Genomic DNA, 24574 nt, shown 5'->3' with positions numbered 1-24574 from the left:
TATGCAACGCGTCATCCTCATCGAAGACAACGAGCGCATGGCCGCCCTGGTGGCCAGCGGCTTGCGCGCCGCCGGCATCAGCGCCGACATTGCCGCCACCGCGTCGGAAGGGGCGGCGGCGCTGCGCCTGTCCACCTATTCCGCCATCGTGCTCGATCGCGGCTTGCCCGATGGCGACGGCCTGGCGTGGCTCGGCAGCCAGCGCCGCGCCGGGAATACCTTGCCGTGCCTGATCCTCACCGCGCGCGATGCGCTGCACGACCGGGTGGATGGCCTGGAAAACGGCGCCGATGATTACCTGGCCAAGCCGTTCTCGATGGTGGAGCTGGTGGCGCGCGTGCGTGCGCTCTTGCGCCGGCCCGCCGGCCTGGTCAGCCTGGTCGCCAGCTGGCAGGGCCTGCAGGTCGATCCCGCGCAGTCCAGCGTGCAGTACGGGAGCCAGACGCTGCGCCTGTCCGAGGCGGAAGCCCAGGTCCTGCTGTCGCTGGTGCGCGCCGGCGGTACGTTCCTGCGCCGCTCGCAGCTGGAAGCGGCCGCCTGGGGATTGAGCATTGCTACCACCAGCAATGCGCTGGACGTGGTGGTGTACCGGCTGCGCACCAAGCTGCTCAAGCTGGGCGCGCCGCTCGACCTGGTGGTACGGCGGGGCGTGGGCTATGCACTGGCCGGGCGCTAGGCTGGCGGCGATGCGGCGCTCGCTGGCCGGCCGGCTGCTCAGCGGCATCCTGCTGGCGGTGGGCGGCACCGCCATCGCCTTCGGCCTGCTGTTCCAGTGGATCGTGCTGAACAATTCATCGCTGATGGTGAAGGATGGCCTGGTGGGCCAGGGCGAAGAAATCCTCGACAACCTGCGCACTGGGCCGGACGGCAAGCTGCAGGTACGCATGCATGAACCCATGCAGACGGGCTACGACGCCTTCTACCGCAACCTCAAGTACCGGGTGCTCGACGCGCACGGCGCAGTGCTGGTGAGTTCCGAGCGGGACGGCCGGCCGCTGATGGCGTTCGCCGCCGCCGATGCCACGCGCTTCAGCCACAGCGACGAAGGCGGCGTGGCCCTGTCGGTCGCCACCATCCCGGCCACCCATGAAGGACAGCGCATCTATATCCAGACCGGGCGCAGCGACCGCTTCGCCGACCTGGCCATCGAGGCGATCACGCCGGCCGTATTCCAGAGCGCGGCGCTGGTGACGATCCTGGCCGTGCTGTCCCTGTCGGTGGTGCTGGTCTGGCTGACGCGGCGTGCCCTGCGCCCGGTGCGGGCCATCTCCATCGAAGCATCGCGCATTTCTCCCGACAGCATGGAACGGCGCCTGCCCACCGCGGGCCTGCCGGAAGAAATCGCGCCGCTGGTGAACGCCTTCAATGCGGCCCTCGACCGGGTGCAGGAGGGATACCGCAGCCAGCAGCGCTTCATTGCCAACGCCGCCCACGAACTGAAGACGCCACTGGCCGTGCTGCGCGCCGAGATCGAACTCGATGGCCATCGCGGCCATGAACGCTACCTGCGCGATATCGACCTGATGGCCCGCATCGTCCAGCAACTGCTGCAGCTGACCGAAGCGGCGGAGCGCTCCAGCTACGCGTTCCGGCCTGTCGACGTGGTGCAGATCGCCCGCGAGGTCTGCGATTTCCTGGCGCCGCTGGCGGCATCTTCCCGGATCGTGCTGGCACTGGACGGAGACGCGGATTGCGTGCTCGCGGCGGATCCTGGCGCGCTGTTCGGCATGCTCAGGAACCTGGTGGAAAATGCGCTGCGCTATTCCCCGCCGGGCGGCATCGTGACGGTGGAAGTGGCCGCCGGCCGCCTGCAGGTGAGCGACCAGGGCCCGGGCGTGGCGCCGCAAGAGGTGGCCTTCCTGTTCGAGCGCTTCTGGCGCAGCCAGGCGCGCCAGACCGATGGGGCCGGGCTGGGCCTGGCGATCGTGGCCGAAGTGGCACGCAACCATGGGTGGAACGTGCGCTACCGGCCGAACCTGCCGGCCGGGGCGGTGTTCGTTGTCGGATTCAATGAGGACGGATCGGCCCCATGATTTTCCTGCTACGCTAGCCGCCATGCACATCGGCCAACATCCCACGCATACCCTCGAATTGCGCGTACGCGAACTGCCGCAACTGTTCAATTCACTGGATCCCACTCCCTTCCTCAATCGGGACCTGGATCGCTCCTGCGAGGCCTATATCGAGAACTGGGCGTTGCCCCTGCCGTTCGACAGCCGCCTGCAACTTGTCATCCATGTCGAGCAGCCTGTCTCGGCCGCGGAAGCAGGCGAATTGCTGGCCGATGCCATCCACAATCACTACGGCTACAAGATCGAACTGGTGCGCGGAGAACTGGGCCAATTGCTGAGCCAGGGCCGCGCCAGCCTGGCGATCGGCCTTGTCTTCGTCGCGGCCTGCCTCACCGCTGGCGAGCTGATCTCCGGTGCATTCCCCGGACACGCCGCGAAGATTGCACGGGAAAGCCTGACCATCATCGGCTGGGTGGCCATGTGGCGACCCGTGCAGATCTTCCTCTACGACTGGTGGCCGTTGAAACGCCGCATCCGGACGCTGGAAAACCTGCGCTTTGCGCGGGTATCGGTGCTGCCTGGCCAAGGTACCGGCACGGCTGCCGGCTAGATCGGACCACCACCGGCAACTGTTCGCCGCGCTGTCATCATTCGGTCATCAAGCGGTCACGAGAGGGTCATTTATCGACATTAAAATCTTGTCGTTTTGCAACCCACCAGGCATAGGACCCAGCAATGAACAAGCCGAACGACTTGACGCCCGCAGTGATCGCGGCGGACGACACCGACAGCACTTCGTCGAATCACTTCAACGCCGTGCTCAGCGCACGCCTGAGCCGGCGCAACATGCTGCGCGGCGGGTTTGCCACGGCAGCCACCGCGGTCCTCGGTGGCATGGGCCTGGCCGGCTGCGGCGGTTCGGACGACGATCCCGTGATGCCGCCCACCACCAGCCCGACGCCGCCTGCCCCGGCGCCGGCTGAAAAACTGCTGGGCTTTGCCGCCGTGCCGAAGAGCCTGGCGGACAGCGTCAGCGTGCCGGCCGGCTATACCGCCACCGTGCTGTACGCGCTGGGCGATCCGCTCCGCGCCAGCACCCCGGCCTACAAGAACGACGGCACCGACGCCGATTTCGACAACCGCGCCGGCGACCACCACGACGGCATGGAATTCTTCGCGCTGTCCGCCACCGGCACGCCATCGACCACCGCGTCGGACCGCGGCGTGCTCGCCATGAACCACGAGGCGACCACCGACGAAAAACTGTCGTCCCACTTCCTGCACGCGAACGGCGGCACCACCAGCCTGCCGCGCCCGGCCGCCGAAGTGGACAAGGAAGTCGCCGTCCACGGCATCAGCGTGGTCGAAGTGAAGAAGACCGGCACCACCTGGGCCACGGTCACCGATTCCACGTTCAACCGCCGCATCACGCCGCTGACGGACGTGGAAATCGGCGGCCCGGCACGCGGCAGCGCGCTGCTGGTCACCAAGTACTCGCCGGATGGCACGCGCACGCGCGGTACCCTGAACAACTGCGGCAACGGCCGCACGCCGTGGGGCACCTACCTGTCGGGCGAAGAGAACTGGTCCGGCTACTTCGCGCGCTCGGCCACCGACGATGCCGCCCGCGACGCCAAGAGCGTGGCTTCGCTGCGCCGCTATGGCCGCAACCAGGGCGCCACGTCGCGCCACGGCTGGGAAACCGCCGGCACGGACGACAAGTACCAGCGCTGGGACATCAGCAAGAAGGGCGCTTCGGCCAACGGCAGCGACGACTACCGCAACGAGATGAATGGCCAGGGCTACATCATCGAAGTCGATGCCTACGACAAGACCAAGCCGGCCAAGAAGCGCAGCGCGCTGGGCCGCTTCGCGCATGAAAGCGCCGCGTTCGGCATCGCCACCGCCGGCCAGCCTCTGGCCGTCTACATGGGCGACGATTCGCGCAACGAATACATCTACAAGTTCGTTTCGGCCGCCGCCTGGGCCGCCGCCGACGCCACCCCGACGGACCGCATCGCCACCGGCGACAAGTACCTCGATTCGGGCAAGCTGTATGTCGCCAAGCTGAACGCCGACGGTACCGGCCAGTGGATCGAACTGTCGATGGACAATCCGCAGATCAAGGCGTACGCCGCCTACCAGTTCGCCGACCTGGCCGATGTGGTGGTCAACGCGCGCCTGGCGGCCGATGCCGTGGGCGCGACCAGGATGGACCGCCCGGAGTGGTGCTCGGTCAACCCGGCCAACGGCGAGATCTACTACACGCTGACGAACAACTCGAACCGCAACGTCAATCCGAGCGGCTCGTCGCAACTGGCACCGGATGCGGCCAACCCGCGCGCCTACACCGACATGAAGGGCAGCAGCGCGCAGAACGGCAATCCGAACGGCCACATCATCCGCTTCAAGGAAGGCACCGGCGCCGGCGCGGCCACCACCTTCCAGTGGGATGTGTACCTGTTCGGCGCCGAGAGCGGCGCGGATGCGACGAAGATCAACCTGTCGTCGCTGACCGCCGACCAGGACTTCTCCAGCCCGGACGGCCTGGCGTTCCTGAAGAGCACCGGCATCTGCTGGATCCAGACCGACGATGGCGCCTACACCGACGTGACGAACTGCATGATGCTGGCCGCCCTGCCGGGCCAGGTGGGCGACGGCGCCAAGACCACGCTGACGTACGACAAGGCCGACGGCAGCAAGCTGGCTGTGGATACCTTCGTGGGCAAGAAGGCGACTCCGGACACGCTGAAGCGCTTCCTGGTCGGCCCGGTGGGGTCGGAAATCACCGGCATCACGGAAACCCCGGACGGCAAGGCGCTGTTCGTCAACATCCAGCACCCGGGCGAAAGCACGTCGCTGGCCAATATCGCCGATCCGACCAAGTACACCAGCCAGTGGCCGAGCAACGCCGGCTACGGCCCGGGCAAGCGTCCCCGTTCGGCAACCATCGTCATCACGAAGAACGACGGCGGCCGTATCGGTACCTGATCGCCCCACGGCGTGAACGAAAAAGCCGGCGCTTGCCGGCTTTTTTTCGTTCGATGTCGTGCTTCGGGGCGCTCGTTCGCCGCCCGCTCAAATGAAGCCCGCGTTCGCGGCGGCCATTGTTGCCAGGACAGGCGCCGCTCACCGCGGCGCCGGCCGGTCAGTTGAAGACGCTGTACGAATCAGGATTCACGGCGCGGTAGGCAACCAGTTCAGCGCGCACCTCGGCGCGGGTCTTGCCTTGCGCGCCGGTGTCGATCGGCTGCGCCGGATATTGTTCCCCATGGACCAGTTCGCCACGCTGCCGGGCGATCAGCACCTCCGCTTTCACTTGTTCGCGTGTCTTGGTGGAGACGGTCTCGAACGTGTTTCCTGCGTATTGTTCGCCATAAGTCGCGTAGCCTGCGGCGGCATTGCGCTCGGCAACGATCTCGACACGGGTAATGCTGGCGCCTTCATGGGCCGACACGGCGGCGGAAGCGGACAAGGCGATGGTAGCGACGATGGCGGCGATGGTTTTCATGGTACGGCTCCTTGAAATGATTGGTGTAAGTTCGTCTCCTCGCCTTTTAAGTAGCCAGCAATTACATAGCACACTACTTATTTGACGCTTGCCGGGTTTGGCGGAAGACCAGTGAACGCACTTTACATCGCGCACGATCAAATAGCTAGCTAAATATCACTATGGATGCGATAGCGTTTTCTGGCGCGATGGACCGGCTTGGGCGCATTGGGTGAAAAGCAGGCCCCTGTTGCCGCACCGCGACAGGGGCGCGCTGGTAGATCAAATTCCTGAAAACCAATGGACGAAGCAAACTTGTTGGTTTGTAATGGTTCGATAGTCACGTCGACATCGATTGATACCTGGACATCCTCCAGCGATGCATCCCATTGTTACCACGGCCAAAAACCACCATGACTTCAATAAAACGCCTCGGCCTGATCACCGCAACCGCTTTCCTGGCATGCAGTGCGACGCCACTGCTCGGCGCCAGCCCGACATCGGCAGCACAGGCTGCGCAATCAGCAAAGAGCGCGACGGCGACGCAACGCATGGCGAAGCTGGCCGCCGACTATTACCAGTTCAACGGCCGGTTCGAACCGCTCTATGCCACCTATGCAGGAGATAACCGTTTCGATGACGAGCTTGGACTGAGCATCGCGCCTGCCGAGCGAGCCCGGCGCCATGCCGCCTATCGCGGATTTGCCACGCGGCTCAAGGCCATCGCACCCTCCCAGCTCAGCTCAGCAGACCAGATCAGCCACGAGATCATGGCGTACGAAATCCAGACGGTGCTGGACATGGCGTCGTTTCCGGATCACCTGATGCCGATAAACCAGATGGGCGCGATTCCGATGGAACTCGCCATGGTGGCGGATGGGAAGGGCGCGCTTCCGTTGGCGACACCGAAGCACTACGACAATTTGTTGCGTCGGCTGGTCCAGCTCACGCCATGGATCGACCAGGCCATCGCCAATATGCGCGCAGGAATCGAGGCCGGTGTCGTCCTGCCAAAGCCGCTGATCGTCTCGACACTGCCGCAGTACCGCGACCTTGCCACGACCGACATCGAAAAGAATCCGTTCTATGCCGGCATCAAGAACCTGCCGGATAACTTTTCGGCGGCCGAGAAAGCCAGGATCACGAAAGCGTACCAAAGCGAGATCACCAACCGGCTCCAGCCGGCACTCGCCAGGCTGGCAGCTTTCATGGAGAAGGAATACCTGCCGGCAGGACGTTCCACATCCGGCCTCTCCGACCTGCCGAATGGCGCAAAGTGGTACCAGCAGAATATCGCTTTTGCCACCACGACCCGGCTGACGCCGGACGAGATCCATGCGATGGGACTGGCCGAGGTGGCGCGCATCCAGCAGCAGTTCGCTGTGGTGGGTCCGAAGATGGGTTACCAGGGACCAGCTGCCGAACTACCGAAATGGGTAGCGGGCCAGTCCCGATACAGGCCGTTCAAGAATGACCAGGAAATCCTCGAGGTGTATCGAAAGCTCGACGTGGCCGTGGCATCGAAATTGCCTGCCTTGTTTACGCTGGTACCCAAGTCGCCATTGGAGCAGCGCCTGGAGCCCGAACTGACGCGGGCAACAGCGTCCGATCATTACACGGGACCGAGCACCGACGGAAAACGTCCAGGCATTTTCTGGTCTGTCGTGAATGACGCGAAGGAATACGACCGCACCAAGATGACCAGCCTGTACCTGCACGAGGGCAGGCCTGGTCACCACTTCCAGGTCGCCCTTCAGGTGGAAACACCCTTGCCGGACTTCCGCCGCTTCGGCGGCAATAACGCCTTTGCGGAAGGTTGGGCACTGTACGCGGAAACCCTGGGCAGCGAAATGGGCCTGTACGAAGAACCCGACCAGTATTTCGGGCACCTCAACAGTGAGCTGCTGCGCGCGGCACGCCTCGTGGTGGACACGGGTTTGCACGCGAAAGGGTGGAGCCGCGAACGGGCGATCGACTACCTGAAGGAAGTGAACGGTTACACGGACCAGGTTGCCAAGAGCGCCATCGAACGCTACATGGCGTTGCCCGCGCAGGCGCTCGGCTACAAGGTGGGTTCACTGAAGATCCAGGCGTTGCGCAAGCGTGCCGAGGAAGCCTTCGGCAAGCGCTTCTCGCTTCCTGCCTTTCACGCCGTCGTGATTGGCGACGGTTCGCTTCCTCTTGCCGTGCTGGAGCGTAAGGTGGAGCGCTGGATAGCAGAGGCCAAGTGAATGATGGTTTTCGCGATGGGCGACTTTTGACGGCGTAGTCGCCCAGGGCAGGCAGCGGGTTACTGCTCTATGGCCCGCTGCCGTTGTGGCTCATTTTCAGTTTGTGGCGCACTCATCGTTTCGCCACACCGCGTATCAGCTGACTATCGCTTATAAATCACAACGCTCCTTTGATCGTCGTCCAGAATTTGCCAGCATGGAACTCGGCTACCGTCCAGAAAGGCCCATCGAGCATCGGTGCACCGATCTGGGATGAGCTGGCAAAATCGAGGCCGTCGAATGACTGGCAAGTTCCGTTGACAAACAATGGCGCGCTGCATTTGGGGCGAACCGATTTTGTTGTCGTGGTCACGTTTGCGCCTGTCCGCAAATAGTGGGATGCGAAATCCGTTCCCCACGCCTGCGAGTCGCAGCCAACCGAGCGGACCGCTGCGTTGCGGGTGAACCAGCAACGTCGGGGAAACAGGCCGGCGTTCGCCAGCGGGTAAGTTGGCGGCGGTTCTTCAGGATTGAATCCCGCCGGCGCAAAATTGCCGGCGCCACCCCACATCGAGCCACCCCCGGCGTGCCCGAAAATTACCATGTCGGCGATTGGGGAAGCCCCGCCGTTGGAAGTAAGTTCGAGATCCACATCGGGCTCGGTGCTCGACACGCTGCCCGGATAAAACAGTGCAGCAAGGTTTGCATGGTTAGGCTCGGCAGTGGCGTCGAACAGATGGATGCTTAACGTTGAACCCGTGGTCGCAGTCAGGTTCGAGATATCGAACTGGTCGCCTTTGTTGATGTAGAGCTCATATCGCGCGTTGAAATTGGCCGGTGGCGCGGCCAGGGTCGCCGCACGCATGCTGACCGGCCGAATGCATTTCCAGTCGTTGAAATGGGCGCCGGCCTTTTTCGCCAGGCCACCCAGGGTATCGGTGTCGCTATCCGACGTGGCCGTGTCGCCGTCGGTTTTCCAGCGGCGCAGCACCGGGAGTGCATCCCGCGACACGATATCGCGGACCGCCCCGGCACCCAGGACCGCTGAACCCGGGGCAGGCATCAGTTGCGCTGTCACCCGGTCGGCTTCGTGCTCTGCCTGGTCCCCGGCGCGGCCGAGCATGATGTTCCCCGGCGTGGGGCCTGCGCCAGCCTGCTGAACCACATGCGTCAATTCGTGCGCCAGCAGGCGGGCGCCGTGCGCGGTACCCGGCGCAAACTGGCCTGCGTTGAAGACGATATTCCGGCCAACCGTGTAGGCGTGGGCGGAAACGGCCCGGGCCGATTCCGCCGCGTGGCGATCCGTATGCACCCGGACATGGCCGAAGTCATGGCCAAAGCCTGCCTCCATGCGGGCCCGCGTGGCAGTGTCCAGCGACTGGCCCGGCGCGCGCAGCACGCTGGCGACGCTGGCAGCGGCGTCGGCCTGGCCCGGCGCAACCGTTCCGGATGAAGGGCGGCCATGCGGTGCCACGGGCATGGGCGACGTGGCGATACGCGGTTGACGAAATACATGAACGGGCGCCGCGCTGGCTGGCCGTTGCGCGCCCACGACACCGATGGCAAGGCTGGATCTGGCCTGGCAGCGGGGACACGAACCGCCGCATGCACACGAATGCGGTGGCGCCGGGATGCGTTCAGGTTGAGTGACAGGTGCTGGGGCCGCGTGGCGCTGTACGAGAGGACCGCCGGTACGGCCGCCCGATGATTTTTTCTGTTCCAGTGCCAGCATGACATGCTCCTCTTCATTGAAGGAACCAGCCCGACGGTGGCCCGCATTGCCGGACCTTGGTGCGGCGATGTTAGCACGCGCGGCAGGGGGAGGTGGTGGTGGCGGGATCGGAGGGGTGCTGCAGGCCGGATGCGCCGGGCGAGGTTGGCGTGTGCCCGGCTGGCGTGTCCTCTACATCCGTGTGCTGAGGGGGCAAGAAGGCAGGTGGCCGCCAGCAGCGCAGATGGACTGGGTTCAGCAGTTCAACAATGAGGCGGCGCAGGTCGCGTAACGTGCCGGCGCATCAGAGGGTTCATGTATGTGTGGGGCGAAAAACACGGCGCTGAGTTGCTCGGGCCGTGTCCCGATCCGCAAACAATAAGCTGGTCGGAGTAACGGCCGCTTCCCGCAGCCGGAAGCGGCCAGTCGCAGCGTTCACTGTACATGGGCATCCCTGTTGCCGCCACCCTTGGGCTGGTGGCTGGCAAGGCCCGCTCCGACCAACCTGATTCCGCCCCGACCAACCGTATTCGCGCTAGTCACAGCGGAAACCGCCCTTACTCCACCGTCACCGATTTCGCCAGGTTCCGCGGCTTGTCCACATCCGTGCCCCGTGCCAGCGCGGTGTGATACGCCAGCAGCTGCAACGACACCACGTGCAGGATCGGCGACAGGCAGCCGTAGTGTTCCGGCATGCGGATCACGTGCACGCCTTCGCCAGAGGTGATGCGCGAATCGACGTCGGCGAACACGTACAGCTGGCCGCCGCGGGCACGCACTTCCTGCATGTTCGATTTCAGCTTCTCGATCAGCGCATCGTTCGGGGCGATCGTCACCACCGGCATCTCTTCCGTCACCAGCGCCAGCGGGCCGTGCTTCAGTTCACCGGCCGGGTAGGCTTCGGCATGGATGTACGAAATTTCCTTCAGCTTCAGGGCGCCTTCCAGGGCGATCGGGTAGTGCATGCCGCGGCCCAGGAACAGCGCGTTTTCCTTGCGGGCGAAATCCTCGGCCCAAGCAATGATCTGCGGTTCCAGCGCCAGCACGGCGGAGATCGCCGAAGGCAGGTGGCGCATGTCCTTCAGGTGCGCGGCTTCTTCTTCGTCGGTGAGGCGGCCATTGACTTGCGCCAGCGACAGCGTCAGCAGGAACAGGGCGGACAGCTGCGTGGTGAAGGCCTTGGTGGACGCCACGCCCACTTCGACGCCGGCGCGGGTGATGTACGCCAGCTTGCACTCGCGCACCATCGCGCTGGTGGCCACGTTGCAGATCGTCAGCGTGTTTTCCATGCCCAGCGAGCGGGCATGCTTCAGCGCGGCGATCGTGTCGGCCGTTTCGCCGGACTGGGAAATCGTCACCACCAGCGTGGACGGATTCGGCACGCTGTCGCGGTAGCGGTATTCGCTGGCGATTTCCACGCTGACCGGCACCTTGGCGATCGATTCGATCCAGTACTTGGCCGTCAGGCCCGAGTAGTAGCTGGTGCCGCAGGCCAGGATCAGCACGCGGTCGATTTCCTTGAAGACCTTGTGGGCGCCGTCGCCGAACAGCTCGGGCATGATGCCGGTCACGCCTTCCAGCGTATCGCCCACCACGCGCGGCTGCTCGAAGATTTCCTTCTGCATGTAGTGGCGGTACGGGCCCAGTTCCGCGGCGCCGGTGTGCGCGTGCACGGTTTTCACTTCACGCTCCACCTGCTTGCCGTTCACGTCGACGATCCAGGCGCGGCCCAGTTGCAGGTCAACCACGTCGCCTTCTTCCAGGTAGATGATCTGGTCGGTGGTGCCGGCCAGCGCCATTGCGTCCGATGCGACGAAGTTCTCGCCCTTGCCAAGGCCGACGATCAGCGGCGAGCCTTGGCGCGCAGCCACCACGCGGTGCGGTTCTTCGCGGGAGAACACGGCGATCGCATAGGCGCCATGCAGGCGCTTGACGGCCTGCTGCACGGTCTCGAACAGGTCGCCGGTGTACAGGTGATCGACCAGGTGGGCGATCACTTCGGTGTCGGTCTGGCTCTGGAACACGTAGCCCAGTGCCGTCAGCTCGGCGCGCAGTTCGTCGTGGTTTTCGATGATGCCGTTGTGGACCAGCGCGATGCGGGCGTTATCGGAATTGGGCGAGAAGTGCGGGTGGGCATTGTGCGAGGCCGGCGCGCCGTGCGTGGCCCAGCGGGTGTGGGCGATACCGGTGAAACCTTGCAGGCCGACTTCCTGCATCTGCTTTTCCAGTTCCGCCACGCGCGACGTGCTGCGCGAACGCTGCAGGCGGCCATCCGTGTGCAGCGCGACGCCACAGGAATCGTAGCCACGGTATTCCAGGCGCTTCAGGCCTTCGATCAGGATCGGGGTGATATTACGTTGCGCTACCGCGCCGACGATGCCGCACATGGTGACCTCTACAGTGAATGTTGATATGTCGACAATGGTAGTCCACTGGGATGGAAATATGCTTACTTATTATGTCGATATATGAAATAATATTTCGTCATTAACTAGTCATGAAATATTATTCCGTCCAAACCCGAATTCTGTTCTTATATTTCTCACGCAGCCTCTGGCATATCGATACAGAAAGGAAGACATGGAGATTTCACTGGATGAGCTGGACCGCCGCATCCTGAATGCGTTGCAGGAAGACGCCGCCATCACCAATGCGGAACTGGCGCAGGTCGTGCATGTGTCCGCCCCGACCTGCCTGCGCCGCGTCAAGGCGCTGCGCGATGCCGGCATCATCGAGCGCCAGGTGGCCATCGTGGCGCCCGACAAGGTAGGCTCGCGCTTGACGGCCATCGCCGAAGTCACGCTGGACGTGCAGGCGGCGGACAGGATGGCCGAGTTCGAGCTGCTGGTGGCGCAGGAAGCGGCGGTACTGCAGTGCTACCGGGTGTCGCCCGGACCCGATTTCGTGCTGGTCGTGCAGGTCGGCGACATGCCAGCCTATCACGCGCTGGCCCATCGCCTGTTCACGAGCCATGCCAATGTGCGCAACGTGAAGGCGTATTTCTCCACGTTCCGCAGCAAATTCGAGACCCGCATCGCCGTTTGACCGGCCGGCTTTATCCATGGTTATCCACCGCCATCCACAGGCTGCGCACGTGCTTGTCCACCGCCTTTTCCACTGCTGATACCCCGGTTATCTCCAGCTTATACAAGGTTATGCAGGCCCTTATACCGGCTTGATCACAAGGTTTTCCACAAAGTTTCCCACAGCCGTGTGCACCGGTCCTTGGCTGCCAGGCCATGGGGCGCGGCATTGCTGCAGCCGCGTGCACCCGTATGCCGGGCAAGGGCCCCAGGAATTTTCGGCTGTGCGTAAATGGGGTGGTTATTCCCCGACGCCCGGAGACCACGCCGCCACCTCCATCCTGGAGACACGACAGACGCTCGTCGTGCCAAATGAGCAGGCAAGGCAGCTTGCGGGAACGTTTGAAAGCCACCTGCCCACATGTTTTCCCAGGGCTTTTCCACAAACTTATCCAGCGCTGCCGCCACATCAAAAACACCGATTTACAAGCCATACAGGGCTATCCACGGCTTATCCCGGCCTTTTGCTCAGGCTTGCCCACAACCTTATCCCCATACGGGCATCGATAGCATGTTTACCGGCGATTCCAGCCTGCGTACGACATTGCACACTGGCTGCCCACCGGTTTTACCTGGGCTTGTGCACACGCTTGTCCACAGCGGGGCCGGGCGGCAGGGGCTAGAATGGCGCATGAATTACCTGGCCCACGTGTACCTGGCCCGGCATACCGATGCGGCGATGGTCGGCGCGATGCTGGGCGACTTCGTCAAGGCGAACGATGTCGCGGCGTACCCGCCCGAGATCGCGCGCGAAATCACGCTGCACCGTCATATCGACAGCTATACGGACAGCCATCCGGCCGTGCTGGCGTCGAAGGAATTGTTCGGCGAAGGCCGGCGCCGCTATGCGGGCATCGTGCTCGATGTGTTCTACGACCATGAATTGAGCCGGCACTGGCACCAGTGGTGCGACGTGCCGCGCGCGCTGCTGATCGCCCGCTTCTATGACGCGCTGGCGGCGCACGAGCCGATGCTGCCGCCGCGGCTGCGCGAGATGCTGCCCTACCTGGTGCGGCAAGACTGGCTGGGGGGTTACGCCACGTTCGATGGCGTGGAAGGGACGATCGCGCGGGTATCGCGCCGCCTGAGCCGCAATGGCGAATTGCTGCGCGACGGCGTGCAGGACCTGGTGCGGCACCGCGACGCCATCGCGGCAGGTTTCGAGCGCTTCTTCCCCGACCTGGTGCGGTTCGCGGAAGAGCGCAGGGCGCAACTGCTGCTTGCCTAGAACTGCTTGCCTGGAGCTGCTTGCCTAGAACTGCGTACTTATAGCTGCTTGCCTGGAGCTGCTTGCTTGGCGGCGTGCCTGGCCAATGACTGCCAGGCTGCCGTACCTGCCTGTTGCTTACTTCTTGGCCTTGACCGGACGCTGCCAGCCTTCGATCGTGACCTGCTTCGGCCGGGAAATCGTCAGCATGCCGGCCGGGGCGTTCTTCGTCAGCGTGGTACCGGCACCGATCGTGGCGCCGGCGCCCACCGTTACCGGGGCCACCAGCTGGCTGTCGCTGCCGATGAAGGCGTTGTCCTCGATGATGGTGCGGAACTTGTTGGCGCCGTCGTAATTGCAGGTGATGACGCCGGCACCGATGTTGACGCGCGAGCCCACTTCCGAGTCGCCCACGTAGGCCAGGTGGTTGGCCTTGCTGTGCGCGGCCACCTGGCTGTTCTTGATTTCAACGAAGTTGCCGACGTGGACATCCTCGCCCAGCGTGGTGCCGGGGCGCAGCCGCGCATAGGGCCCGATCAGCGATTTCGGGCCGACGGTGGCGCCCTCGATGTGGCAGAACGGCTTGATCTGCGCACCGGCTTCGATCGTCGCGTCGACGATCACGCTGTGCGCGCCGACCGTCACGCCATCGGCCAGCGTGACCTTGCCTTCGAAGACGCAACCGACATCGATCGTCACATCGCGGCCGCAAACCAGTTCGCCGCGGATATCGATGCGGGCCGGGTCCAGCACGGTCACGCCTTTTTCCAGCAGCGTGCGCGCCAGGTTGTTCTGGTGGATCCGTTCCAGCTCCGCCAGCTGCACCTTGCTGTTCACGCCCAGTACTTCCCATTCCGCGGACGGATGCGCGGACACGACCTCGACGCCATCGGCGACGGCGCGCGCCACGATGTCCGTCAGGTAGTACTCGCCTTGCGCGTTCTTGTTTTCCAGCGACGCCAGCCATTTTTTCAAGTGGCCGGTGGGGATGCACATGATGCCGGAATTGATTTCCTTGATGGCGCGCTCTTCTTCCGTTGCATCCTTTTCTTCGACAATGCGCACGATGCGATTATCCTCGCGAACGATGCGCCCCAGGCCGAACGGATTTTCCTGCACCACCGTGAGGATGCCCAGCTTGTCGGCACCGGCCGCATCGACCAGGCGCTGCAGCGAAGAAGTGGTGGTCAGCGGCACGTCGCCATACAGCACCAGCGTGGGTACCGCTTCATCCAGCACGGGCAGCGCCTGCATCACCGCATGGCCGGTGCCCAGTTGCGGTTCTTGCAGCGCCGCGGAGATTTCAACGCCGCCGCGTGCCTTCTGCTCCTCGAGAGCGGACAGCACCGTGGCGCCCCCATGCCCGTAAATCACACATAATTTAGCCGGGGCAAGGCCACGCGCCGTATCGATCACGTGCGCCAGCAACGGCTTGCCTGCCACCGGGTGCAGTACCTTGGGCAGGGCCGATTGCATGCGCTTGCCCATGCCGGCAGCGAGAATGACAACGTTCATAAGCTGAATTCGTTAAGTTAATAATATGTAAAAGTTTAACATGCAGACATCGTCCTACCGTACGTGGTTCCTGGTTGCCCTGCTGGCGCTTGTCGCGGCGTGCAGTTCACTGAAACTGGCCTATAACAATGGCGACACGCTGCTGTACTGGTGGCTGGACAACTATGTCGACTTCGATGACGAACAGAGCGACCAGGTCAAGAAGGACATCAACGACCTGTTCCGCTGGCACCGCAAGACCCAGTTGCAGGATTACGTGCACGTGCTGCAGCGCGCCCAGCAACAGTTGCGGGGCAATCCCACGCCGGCGGACCTGCGCGCCGACTATGACGATATCCGCGCCCGCACCCAGGCGCTGTTGCTGAAGGCGGCGCCGGACATCGCCGACCTGGCGCTGTCGCTGAAGCCCGAGCAGCTGGCGCAGATGGAAAAGAAGTTCGCCAAGAATAACGACAAGTTCCGCCGCGAGAACATGAAGGGCGATCGCGAAGACCAGAACGAATTCCGCTACAAGAAATCGATGGAGCAGTTCGAACTGTGGTTCGGCAGCTTCTCGCGCGAGCAGAAGGAGATCATCCGCAAGGCATCGGATGCGCGGCCACTCGATAACGCGATCTGGCTCGACGAACGCATGCGCCGCCAGCGCAACGTACTGGCCCTGGCGCGCCGGATCATGCAGGAAAAGCCTTCGCGAGAACAGGCAGTCGCGCAGATCCAGAGCCTGATCCGGGAAAGCTTCGCGCGCCTGGACAACTCCGAGCGCAAGGCCTTCTATGAAGCCAATACCAATGCATCGATCGGCCTGGTGCACACGGTGATCGGCATCGCCACGCCGGAGCAGAAAGCCCACGCGCAAAAACGCATGCAGGGCTGGATCAACGACTTCAATACCCTGGCGGCCGAAGTCAAGTGAGCGGTCACAGCACGCGAATCCCCAGGTCGCGATAAGGCGCCAGTTCGGCATCGGGCACCGGTCCGGCCGTGACGAGCGTATCGATGCGGCCCGCCTCGCACACCACGTACGAGGCGGCCGTGCCCAGTTTCTGCGGCGTTACCAGCGCCACCACGTGCTTCGATGCGTTGACGATGGCGCGCTTGACGGCCGCTTCCTCCGCATCGGCGACGGTCAGGCCAGCTGACGGGTGCAAGCCATAGGTGCCGATGAAGCAGACATCGGCCAGCAAGTGCCGATAGAAATCCACCGTTTCCGCGCCCAGGTTGACGCGGTACTGCGCGTGCACGCGGCCGCCGGCCATGCGTACCTCGATGGCCGGGTGATCGAGCAGCGCCAGCGCGGCCGGCAGGCTGTGCGTGGCCACCGTCAGCTTGCCCATGGCGGGCAACTGGCGCGCCAGCCATCCCGCCGTGGTGCCGCCATCGAGAATGACCAGCTGCCCCTCGGCCACCAGCGCCAGTGCTTTCCGGGCGATGTCCTGCTTGGCCACCGCGTCGTGCTGTTCGCGGGCCTGGTAGGCGTTCGGGATCGGCGAGGGCAGCAGCGCGCCGCCGCGGATACGCGTCAGTGCGCCCTGGCGGGCCAGTTCGTCGATATCGCGGCGGATCGTATCCTCGGACACGTCCAGCGCTGTGCCGAGTTCGCCTAGCTGCACCTGGCCGTGGCGTTGCAGTTGGTCGAGGATGCGGCGGAAACGTTCGTGCTTGAGCATGGCATGCATGAGAAGAGTTTTTGCGGCATTTTGCAGCTTCTTGCAATAATCTGCAAGAAAATGGTAGGCTTGGCATCATTGACACTTCCGGAATCTTTATGATGACGCTTACACCCGGCCCTTTCCGCGCCGTGCTGTTCGATCTGGACGGCACACTGGCCAACACGCTTCCCCTGTGCATCGAAGCCTTTCGTAGCGCCATCGAACCGGTGGCCGGTCGCACGTTGAGCGATGCGGAGATTGTCGCCACGTTCGGCCCTTCCGAAGAAGGCACGATCCGTGCGCTGGCACCGCAGCAGTACGACGAATGCCTGGCAGCCTACCTGCGCCACTACGCAACGAAGCATGCCGACTATCCCGCCGTATTCGAGGGCATGGCCGAATTGCTGCATGCGTTGCGCCAGCGCGGCGTGCGCCTGGGCATGGTGACGGGCAAGGGCGCGGAAAGCACGCGTTTATCGCTGCGCCAGTTCGGGCTGGAAAACATGTTCGACGTGATCGAGACGGGCTCGCCGCAGGGTCCGCGCAAGGCCGAGGCGCTGCGCGACGTGCTGGCGGCCTGGCAGCTGTTGCCGGCGGACGCGGTGTACATCGGCGACGCGCCGAGCGACATCACCGCCGCCCGCGCGGTGGGCATGCCCATCGTCTCCGCGGCATGGGCGGAGACCGCGGACACTGCGACATTGCGTGCGATGGCGCCTGACCTGCTGGCCGATTCCGTCGGCGAATTGCGCTCCTGGCTATGGCCGCGCTTGCACGCTGGCGCCGCCGCGGGCGGCATGTGGCTGGGCATCGCCCAACGCCTGCAGGCGCTCGCACAGGCCGGGCTGGCCTACGATCCCCACGTATTCGATGCCGAGCGCTACCAGGAAGTGCTGGCGCTGAGCCAGCAGATGCTGAGCCACCTGACGGGCCAGCCCGTCGCCCAGCTGCGGGATGCCATCGCGCTCGAGCGCGGTTATCCGACACCGAAGGTCGACATCCGCGCGGTGCTGTTCAACGGTACCGACCAGGTGCTGATGGCGCGTGAAAAGCACGACGGCGGGCGCTGGTCGCTGCCGGGCGGCTGGGCGGACGTCGGCTGCACGCCGTTCGAGGTGGCGGTCAAGGAAGTGCGCGAGGAAACCGGCCTGGACACGGAAGCCGTGCGGCTGCTGGCCCTGTGGGACAAGCGCGTGCACCCGCATCCGCCCCAGGCGTGGTACGTGTACAAGGCGTTCGTGCTGTGCCGGCCCACTGGCGGCGCGCTGCTGGCGGACACTCCTGAGACAAGCGAGGTACGGTGGGTCTCGCGCCATGAGCTGCCCGGGCTGCATCTGTCGGTCGACCGGGTCACGCTGTCGCAGCTGGAAACGCTGTTCGCCTTCGCGGAAAACCCGGACTTGCCCACCTTGTGCGACTGAGCACTCAAGCACGGACAAGTCAACTGTTGCCAAAAAAGGGGACAGTCCCCATTTTTTGGCAACATTTAACAATGTGGGCATTCACCAGAGTACGCGGGTACGCCAGGGGTACAAGGCCAGCGAGTGACCGGTTCACAAACCGTGGTTTTGTGGCACTCCCCACTACTAAATGTTGGCTAAGCGCGACAGAAAACGTTGCTGAAATTCGGGGACTGTCCCCGTTTTTTGGCAACAAATGCGGCGTGGTATAGTGCCCGCCTCATTTCCGCGTCACGTCGCCATGCAAAAGAAAAAGCCCGCCGCCAAAGTTCCCGTCCACGGTCCGCAGCACGCCAAGCAGGTGCGCATCATCGGCGGCAGCTGGAAGCGCACGCCGTTGCCGGTACTCGAGGCGCAGGGATTGCGGCCGACGCCGGACCGGGTGCGCGAGACGGTATTCAACTGGCTCAACCACCTGAAGGGCGACTGGGGCAATTTGCGCGTGCTGGACCTGTTCGCCGGCAGTGGCGCGCTCGGCTTCGAAGCGGCCAGCCGCGGGGCGCAGCAGGTGACGATGGTGGACGCGAACGCGACCATCGTGCGCCAGCTCCAGGCGATCCAGGAAAAACTGAACGCCACCAATATCGTGGTGCAGCGCGCCGATGCGCTGGCGCTGGCGCAATCGCTGGCGCAGCGGGGCCAGCGGTTCGACGTGATCTTCCTCGATCCACCGTACCAGGAAGATTTCCTGACGCGCGCCTTGCCACTGTGCGACAAGCTGGTTTCCGAAGGCGGCCTGGTCTATGCCGAATCCGGTCTGCCCCTGGTATCCGACGAAGGCGAGAGCCCGGAGTGGCTGGCAAACTGGGACGTGGTACGCCAGGACAAGGCCGGCATGGTGCACTTCCACCTGTTGCAGCGCCGGGCGGTATAGCGGCTGCGGCGGTCCCCGGCGGTGAAGGCACATTCCGTTTCAGGCATAATGCGCGTCTATTCCGTGCAAAAACGAGGAACCCAATGGTTGTAGCCGTTTATCCGGGAACATTCGACCCGCTGACCCGTGGTCACGAAGACCTGGTGCGCCGTGCATCGGGGCTGTTCGACACGCTGGTGGTCGGCGTGGCTGACAGCAAGAACAAGCATCCATTCTTCACCGTCGAGGAACGCCTGGAAATCGCCAACGAGGTGCTGGGCCATTATCCCAATGTGAAGGTGGAGAGTTTTTCCGGCTTGCTGAAGGATTTCGTGCGCCAGCACGATGCCCGCGTGATCGTGCGCGGCCTGCGCGCCGTGTCCGACTTCGAATACGAATTCCAGATGGCGGGCATGAACCGCTACCTGCTGCCGGATGTCGAAACGTTGTTCCTGACACCGTCGGACCAGTACCAATTCATCTCGGGCACCATCGTGCGCGAGATCGCCCAGCTGGGCGGCGACGTGTCGAAGTTCGTGTTCCCGTCCGTCGACCGCTGGCTGCGCAAGAAAATCGCGGCAAACGAGGCCGCTTAAAGGTTTTGCCATGGCTTTGATGATCACCGACGACTGCATCAATTGCGACGTTTGCGAGCCCGAGTGCCCGAACGAAGCGATCTACATGGGTCCGGAAATTTACGAAATCGATCCCGACAAGTGCACCGAATGCGTCGGCCACTTCTCGGAACCGCAATGCCAGCAGGTGTGCCCGGTGGCGTGCATTCCGTTCAACCCGGAATGGCGCGAATCGGAAGAGCAGCTGCGCGCGAAATACGAGCGCTTGGAAGCGGCCAAGGCCGCCTGAAACGCGCGTGAAGCGGCGCCGCCACGAAAAAGCATGATCGTGCGTGAGCCGGACAGGGCAGTGGTATAGTGCAACGGCACTTCCACAACACCGATCCGGAGACACGATGAATTCTTCCCGCAGACTGGTCTTGCACGGCGCCTGTGCGCTGCTGCTGGCCGCCGCCTTGCCCGCCGTTGCCGCCACCGACGTGGCCGGCGTGAAGTTCGACGACACCGCCACGGTCAATGGCCAACCCTTGAAGCTGAACGGTGCCGGCGTGCGCACCAAGGTCATCTTCAAGGTCTACGCGCTGGGCCTGTACCTGCCGGAAAAGAAGACCTCGGTGGCCGATATCCTGGCGACCCAGGGACCGCGCCGCATCCAGATCGTCAGCCTGCGCGACCTGACGTCGCAGGACTTCGGCGATGCGTTCATGAAAGGCCTGAACGCGAACACGGACGCCGCTGAACGCACGCGCCTGCTGCCGCAGACCAAGACGTTCGGCGAAATGTTCGCGGCCATTCCCGGCCTGAAGAAAGGCGACGTGCTGCTGGTGGACTGGATTCCCGGCACCGGCACGGTCTGCACGCTCAATGGCCGGAAGATCGGCGAAACGGTGCCGGACGTGGCATTCCATAACGCGATCCTGCGCATCTGGATCGGCAACGACCCGGCCGACACGGGCCTGAAGCCGAAACTGCTGGGCGGCTGACCGGCCATGAAAAAACCCGGGACCGCGGCAGGGCGCGGTCCCGGGTTTTTGCTTGAGCGCCTGGCTCGGACGCCGATACTCAGCTTTGATTAAGCGCGCGAAGCGAGGGCTTGCAGTTCGGCCGCCTCGCTGGGAGACGCTTTTTGCGAATTCATCATGCGCTTGAGCATGGCGGCATCGCGCATCTGGCGGCGCTGCAGGCGTTGTTCCTTCGTCAGTTTCGGCTTCACGACCAGCACGGCAGCCAGCGCCAGCCCGCGCAGCAGGGGCTTGAACAGCACCAGGAAGCCGACAGCCAGCGCACACACCATCAATACTTGCAGCGCGTCGCCTACACTCAGCGGCAAGAATTGGGTTGCGGAAACGAAATTGAACATGTTTTTCTCGGTTTACGTATAGAATCTACCGTAACTATAGTGCAGCGCAACATATCAATCCAATTTCGTTTCCCAATATAAATCATCACTTTCCTGAATGACTGAATCATGAGCTTCCTGACACTCGATTTGAACCTGCTGCGTGTTTTCGATGCCGTGATGACGGAGCAAAACCTGACCCGGGCCGCCGGCCACCTGGCCATGACGCAACCGGCCGTCTCGAACGCCATCAAGCGCCTGCGCGAGAGCCTGGGGGATGAATTGCTGATCCGTACCGCCTATGGCGTGAAGCCCACGCCGCGTGCGGAAGCGCTGTGGCCGTCGGTGCGCAGTGCCCTCGCATCGCTCGAAGCGGCGGTGGCGCCGGGATCGTTCGATGTGTCGAAAGCCCACGCCACGTTCCGCCTCGCCATGGCCGATGCCACCGCGGCGTTCTTCCTGCCGTCGCTGATGCGCTCGATCGAGGCGGAAGCGCCCGGCATCAATGTGCGCATGGTGCCGCTGACCACCCGCGAACCGCGTCCGATGCTGCTGCGTGGCGATATCGACCTGGCCGTCGGCTTCTTCCCCGGCGTGGCGGCACAGCTGTCGTATGAAACGGCATCGCCGATCCGCCACGAGCGGCTGTATTCCGGGATCTATGTGTGCGTGATGCGCCGCAACCACCCGCTGGCCAAGGAAGAACTGACGCTGGACAACTACTGTGAAGCGAACCACCTGCTGGTGAGCTTCTCCGGCCGCGCGCATGGCCTGGTCGACGAAGCGCTGGCGCAGCTGCAGCGCGAACGCCGCATCCTGCTGACGGTGAACCAGTTCTTCACGGCCGGCCGCGTGGTCGCCAACTCGGACCTGATCACCGTGCTGCCGAAGCACCTGATCGCTTCCACCGGCATGACCGATGCGCTGGTGTACAAGGAATTGCCGTTCACGCTGCCCGCCGTGCACCTGGACATGCTGTGGCACGAACGCGATGCCCGCAGCCCCGCCCACAAATGGCTGCGCGCGCAGCTGGAAAGCATGCAGCAGGGCGCGCAGCGGCTGGCGCCCGGCACTTTGCCGAAGGCCGATACGCACTGACCGCGAGGAACTGCCTCAACAACAGTGTCTTCTCCCTGGCGCGTTTAAGTTAAGCGCTACTCAACGCATTGAAAGCGCATGCATTCACCCCAACAGCAAAGGGCTGGGGTCAGACCCGCCGGGTCTGACCCCTGATTTTGCATCTGGGGTGGACTATCTAAACGGCAATAGCGTCTGTCCCTGCTTGAGCCAAACGCTTCACCCCTTCTCCGCCGACTTGTACCCGATCCGGAACCCGCCCCAGTGCTTGCCTTGCACGTAGATCGGCGCGGACAGGTCGTGCATCACTTCTCCCGTATCCCGCTTGTAGGTCTGCAGCAGGAACGGCCGCGTATTGCTGCCGCAGCGCTTGCCGGTGCGGTCGGTGAAGATGCGCTTGGTCCGGTTGTTGACGATGTCCACGTCGTAGTTGCCGGTCAGCGGCTGCGAATATTTCTTGTTGTGCGTCGGGAAATAGCCGCCATCGTCGACCGCCCCGGCGTAGGCCAGCTGCGGCATCGCGGCCAGCAAACCTTCCTGCAGCGGTGGCAGCACCCTATCCGTGAAACTGTCGAAGCGGGTGGTGTACTTGGGGGGATTGGTATTGGGAATCGGCTGGTAGCGGCGGTCGAACAGGGCTTCGCGCGTGATCTGGCCCTTGGCCAGCGCGTCCTCGAAAATCCGCCCCACCTCGGCTGCCGCGCGCTGGGCCGCGGCGCGCACCGCGTCATGCGACGTCGGCACATCCGCCTCGGCCAGTGCGCCGGCAATGATCTCGGCGCGGTCGGCCAGCGCCATCGCGGACGCCGCCACGCGCGGCAGATCGCGGTCGGTGGACAGCATGCCGTCGCGGATGCGCGCGATCGCATCGGCGATCACCTGGGCGGTCGCCACCTGTTCGCGTGACGCCCGGGCGATTTCATCGATTTCCTGCTCCGCGCTGCCGGACGACTGTTCGATCGCCGCCAGCAGGCCGTGCACGGTGCGCACATTGCCGGCCGCGCCGGTGACGGCATCGGCCAGCGAGGTCATGCCGGTACTGGCCTTTTCCGCTTCATCGTTGATCTCGCGCACCATCTGGCTGATCTCGTCGGTGGCGGCCTTGGTGCGCTGCGCCAGCTGGCGCACTTCGCCCGCCACGACGGCGAAGCCACGCCCCTGTTCGCCCGCGCGCGCCGCTTCGATGGCGGCATTCAGCGCCAGCAGGTTGGTGCGTGCGGAAATCTCGGAAATCGCGTCCGTGAAACCGGCGATGCGGCCTGCCTTCTGGCGCAGCGCGGCCATCGTGTCCGCCGCTGTCCGCGCGGCCGTGCTGGCACCGGAAATGCGCGACAGCCCGTTGTCCGCCTCGGCACGGCCGGCCACCGTTTCCTCGCGGACGCGGTGTGCCACCACGGCGGCCCGCTCGGCATTGGCGGCGATCTGGTCGGTGGTGGCGGCATTCTGGCGCGTCGCGGTGGCGATGCTGCCGGCCGTGTCGACGTCGTCGCCGATCTTTTTCTTGATCGAGTCGATGAAATACGAGGTTTCCGCGGCGCCGATCATGATGGCATCGATCTCGTTGCCCACGGTGGCGGCGAAGCGCCGTGGTCCGTCATCCCGGCCGCTGGTGCCGGCAAGGCGGGCAAGGTGGAGGGCCAGTACCGCGATCAGTGCGGCCAGCAAGGCCGGCCAGAGCGCCGCCGTGCCAAACACCAGCCAGGCGCAACCAACGCCCGCCACGATGGCGCCAACGGCCCATCCCGCTTGTTGCAATGCTGCGCGCTGCATCTCGTCTCCTCCGGCGCGGCGCCGGGGAGACGGGCCGTGCTCATTTGATGGGCAACTTGCTGGTATTCTTGACTTCTTCCATTACCGCATAAGTATGCGTTTCCCGCACGCCTTTTTGCAACAATGTTTTCCCAAGGAACTCCCGGTAGGCGGCCATGTCCTTCACGCGCGCCTTCACCAGGTAGTCGAAACCGCCGGCCACCATGTGACATTCGAGCACCTCGGGAATCAGTTGTACGCTATGCTTGAAGGCGTCGAACACTTCCGGTGTGGTACGGTCCAGCACCACTTCGATGAACACCAGCAGCGAAACGTCCAGCAGTTGCGGGTTCAGCTGGGCGGTATAACCCAGGATGTAGCCTGAATCGTGCAGCTTGCGCACCCGCTCCAGGCAGGCCGCCGGCGACAGGTTCACCCGCGCCGCCAGCTCCACGTTGCTGATGCGGCCATCGCTCTGCAATTCCATCAGGATCTTTTTACTGATCTTGTCCAGCATCGTCTATCCCCACCTTTAATTTTATTTGGTTAAATTCTCTCATCAAAAATGTTGTATGGCTAGCCCCCAGCATTACCAGAATTAATCCAGAAGAATCCCGCATACAATCGAATCATTGGCAATCGCC

The 24574-nt window shown here is 63.7% G+C and carries 22 protein-coding genes; 14 read left to right on the top strand and 8 right to left on the bottom strand.

The genetic code is table 11. The features are described 5' to 3' along the window. Position 1: 1 nt before the first annotated feature. From EYF70_RS28835 to EYF70_RS28820, 4 genes are all read left to right on the top strand, one after another. A complete protein-coding gene (locus EYF70_RS28835; RefSeq protein ID WP_131148436.1) occupies positions 2-676 on the top strand; it encodes a response regulator transcription factor in 675 nt (224 codons plus the stop codon). Continuing rightward, positions 657-2033 carry a sensor histidine kinase gene (locus tag EYF70_RS28830; protein ID WP_165497813.1) on the top strand — a complete coding sequence of 459 codons (1377 nt, stop codon included), beginning with the start codon at positions 657-659 and terminating at the stop codon, positions 2031-2033. Before EYF70_RS28835 ends, EYF70_RS28830 begins: the two co-directional genes overlap by 20 nt. Before the next feature lie 22 nt (positions 2034-2055). Continuing rightward, entirely contained in the window at positions 2056-2622 is a 567-nt protein-coding gene (locus tag EYF70_RS28825) for a hypothetical protein (RefSeq protein WP_131148434.1), read from the top strand. 125 nt (positions 2623-2747) lie between these two features. Continuing rightward, on the top strand, positions 2748-5003 hold the full coding sequence (locus tag EYF70_RS28820; RefSeq protein ID WP_131148433.1) for a PhoX family protein: 2256 nt from the start codon (positions 2748-2750) through the stop codon (positions 5001-5003). Between the two features lie 157 nt (positions 5004-5160). On the opposite strand, the gene EYF70_RS28815 is transcribed toward EYF70_RS28820, so the two are convergent. Then, positions 5161-5523, bottom strand: coding sequence for a DUF4148 domain-containing protein (locus tag EYF70_RS28815; protein WP_131148432.1), 363 nt, complete (start codon positions 5521-5523; stop codon positions 5161-5163). Positions 5524-5915: 392 nt separating this feature from the next. Between EYF70_RS28815 and EYF70_RS28810 the strand changes: the two genes are divergently transcribed. After that, positions 5916-7733, top strand: a complete 1818-nt coding sequence (locus EYF70_RS28810; protein WP_131148431.1) for a DUF885 domain-containing protein — start codon at positions 5916-5918, stop codon at positions 7731-7733. Positions 7734-7890: 157 nt separating this feature from the next. Here the strand turns inward: EYF70_RS28810 and EYF70_RS28805 are convergent, their stop codons facing one another. Together EYF70_RS28805 and glmS are read right to left on the bottom strand one after the other, a co-directional pair. Continuing rightward, positions 7891-9444 (bottom strand): eCIS core domain-containing protein, encoded by a 1554-nt coding sequence (locus EYF70_RS28805; RefSeq protein ID WP_131148430.1) that lies wholly within the window; start codon positions 9442-9444, stop codon positions 7891-7893. A 536-nt stretch (positions 9445-9980) separates the two neighbouring features. Then, on the bottom strand, positions 9981-11810 hold the full coding sequence (gene glmS / locus EYF70_RS28800; RefSeq protein WP_131148429.1) for a glutamine--fructose-6-phosphate transaminase (isomerizing): 1830 nt from the start codon (positions 11808-11810) through the stop codon (positions 9981-9983). Positions 11811-12003: 193 nt separating this feature from the next. Between glmS and EYF70_RS28795 the strand changes: the two genes are divergently transcribed. Further along, complete coding sequence (locus EYF70_RS28795) at positions 12004-12468, top strand: Lrp/AsnC family transcriptional regulator (protein ID WP_131148428.1); 465 nt, start codon at positions 12004-12006, stop codon at positions 12466-12468. Positions 12469-13137: 669 nt separating this feature from the next. Continuing rightward, positions 13138-13734: an acyl carrier protein phosphodiesterase gene (locus EYF70_RS28790; RefSeq protein ID WP_165497812.1), complete on the top strand. Its 597-nt coding sequence runs from the start codon at positions 13138-13140 to the stop codon at positions 13732-13734. Between the two features lie 117 nt (positions 13735-13851). Here the strand turns inward: EYF70_RS28790 and glmU are convergent, their stop codons facing one another. Next, positions 13852-15228 carry a bifunctional UDP-N-acetylglucosamine diphosphorylase/glucosamine-1-phosphate N-acetyltransferase GlmU gene (gene glmU, locus EYF70_RS28785; protein ID WP_131148426.1) on the bottom strand — a complete coding sequence of 459 codons (1377 nt, stop codon included), beginning with the start codon at positions 15226-15228 and terminating at the stop codon, positions 13852-13854. Between the two features lie 40 nt (positions 15229-15268). On the opposite strand from glmU, the gene EYF70_RS28780 reads away from it, so the two are divergent. Further along, entirely contained in the window at positions 15269-16141 is an 873-nt protein-coding gene (locus tag EYF70_RS28780; protein ID WP_131148425.1) for a DUF6279 family lipoprotein, read from the top strand. 4 nt (positions 16142-16145) lie between these two features. On the opposite strand, the gene EYF70_RS28775 is transcribed toward EYF70_RS28780, so the two are convergent. Beyond that, positions 16146-16904, bottom strand: a complete 759-nt coding sequence (locus EYF70_RS28775) for a DeoR/GlpR family DNA-binding transcription regulator (protein ID WP_131148424.1) — start codon at positions 16902-16904, stop codon at positions 16146-16148. Between the two features lie 89 nt (positions 16905-16993). On the opposite strand from EYF70_RS28775, the gene EYF70_RS31430 reads away from it, so the two are divergent. The 5 genes from EYF70_RS31430 (at position 16994) to EYF70_RS28745 (ending at position 20748) form a co-directional block, all read left to right on the top strand. After that, on the top strand, positions 16994-18298 hold the full coding sequence (locus EYF70_RS31430; protein WP_218943738.1) for an NUDIX hydrolase N-terminal domain-containing protein: 1305 nt from the start codon (positions 16994-16996) through the stop codon (positions 18296-18298). 280 nt (positions 18299-18578) lie between these two features. Continuing rightward, positions 18579-19211 carry a 16S rRNA (guanine(966)-N(2))-methyltransferase RsmD gene (gene rsmD / locus EYF70_RS28760; protein ID WP_174800437.1) on the top strand — a complete coding sequence of 211 codons (633 nt, stop codon included), beginning with the start codon at positions 18579-18581 and terminating at the stop codon, positions 19209-19211. A gap of 83 nt (positions 19212-19294) precedes the next feature. Beyond that, positions 19295-19786 carry a pantetheine-phosphate adenylyltransferase gene (gene coaD, locus EYF70_RS28755; RefSeq protein WP_130186883.1) on the top strand — a complete coding sequence of 164 codons (492 nt, stop codon included), beginning with the start codon at positions 19295-19297 and terminating at the stop codon, positions 19784-19786. 10 nt (positions 19787-19796) lie between these two features. After that, entirely contained in the window at positions 19797-20054 is a 258-nt protein-coding gene (locus EYF70_RS28750) for a YfhL family 4Fe-4S dicluster ferredoxin (protein ID WP_131148422.1), read from the top strand. A gap of 106 nt (positions 20055-20160) precedes the next feature. Then, positions 20161-20748, top strand: a complete 588-nt coding sequence (locus EYF70_RS28745) for a chalcone isomerase family protein (protein ID WP_131148421.1) — start codon at positions 20161-20163, stop codon at positions 20746-20748. Positions 20749-20837: 89 nt separating this feature from the next. Here the strand turns inward: EYF70_RS28745 and EYF70_RS28740 are convergent, their stop codons facing one another. Further along, positions 20838-21125 carry a hypothetical protein gene (locus tag EYF70_RS28740; RefSeq protein ID WP_131148420.1) on the bottom strand — a complete coding sequence of 96 codons (288 nt, stop codon included), beginning with the start codon at positions 21123-21125 and terminating at the stop codon, positions 20838-20840. Positions 21126-21233: 108 nt separating this feature from the next. Here EYF70_RS28740 and EYF70_RS28735 point away from each other — a divergent pair, with 108 nt between their 5' ends. Beyond that, complete coding sequence (locus EYF70_RS28735) at positions 21234-22202, top strand: LysR family transcriptional regulator (protein ID WP_131148419.1); 969 nt, start codon at positions 21234-21236, stop codon at positions 22200-22202. Between the two features lie 198 nt (positions 22203-22400). On the opposite strand, the gene EYF70_RS28730 is transcribed toward EYF70_RS28735, so the two are convergent. Both EYF70_RS28730 and EYF70_RS28725 read right to left on the bottom strand, forming a co-directional pair. Next, on the bottom strand, positions 22401-23951 hold the full coding sequence (locus EYF70_RS28730) for a methyl-accepting chemotaxis protein (RefSeq protein ID WP_131148418.1): 1551 nt from the start codon (positions 23949-23951) through the stop codon (positions 22401-22403). Positions 23952-23991: 40 nt separating this feature from the next. After that, positions 23992-24447, bottom strand: coding sequence for an Lrp/AsnC ligand binding domain-containing protein (locus EYF70_RS28725; RefSeq protein WP_130186877.1), 456 nt, complete (start codon positions 24445-24447; stop codon positions 23992-23994). Between the last annotated feature and the right edge of the window lie 127 nt (positions 24448-24574).

It is taken from the genome of Pseudoduganella albidiflava (assembly GCF_004322755.1).
GTDB classification, from domain to species: Bacteria; Pseudomonadota; Gammaproteobacteria; order Burkholderiales; family Burkholderiaceae_D; genus Rugamonas; species Rugamonas albidiflava.
The sequence above is the reverse complement of the archived record's forward strand: the minus strand, read 5'-3'. Positions and strand labels throughout refer to the sequence as shown.